Source organism: Arthrobacter sp. 05L428 (assembly GCF_056397665.1).
This window is the reverse complement of sequence record NZ_JBFTNW010000025.1, coordinates 1-356: the sequence shown is the minus strand read 5'-3', so window position 1 is coordinate 356 and position 356 is coordinate 1. Positions and strand designations below refer to the sequence as shown.

The 356-nt window shown below is 55.1% G+C and carries 1 protein-coding gene; it reads left to right on the top strand.

Annotation, left to right across the window (positions count from 1 at the left end):
- Positions 1-154: 154 nt before the first annotated feature.
- On the top strand, positions 155-356 hold a 202-nt coding region (locus AC1DH3_RS16695; protein ID WP_476909820.1), incomplete at its 3' end, for a hypothetical protein.

The window sequence follows — 356 nt, the reverse complement described above, 5'->3', positions numbered from 1 at the left end:
ACCGTCCCCACACCCGAAGGCATGGAACCAGATCCAGGTTCATATTCTTGGAAATTGCTTCTTATAAAAGATGCTCGCGTCCACTATGTAGTTCTCAAACAACAACCCCGTACCACACACCCCACACACCCGGACCCCCGAAAGGACCCGCACGATGCATGAAACGTTGCAGCCGGGAAACCAGAAACACAAGTCCCGGAAGAAAGTCACCCTCCCCCCGGCCCTGTTGTCTCAGGACCCAACAGTGTGCCAAACACTAAACCGCACAACCCGGGCCCCCACCGTTCCAGGACACTCAAAAGCATCCGTACTGGGCAAGGACCAAACCATGCGGCCGCTATTTGCTGATATTCCAC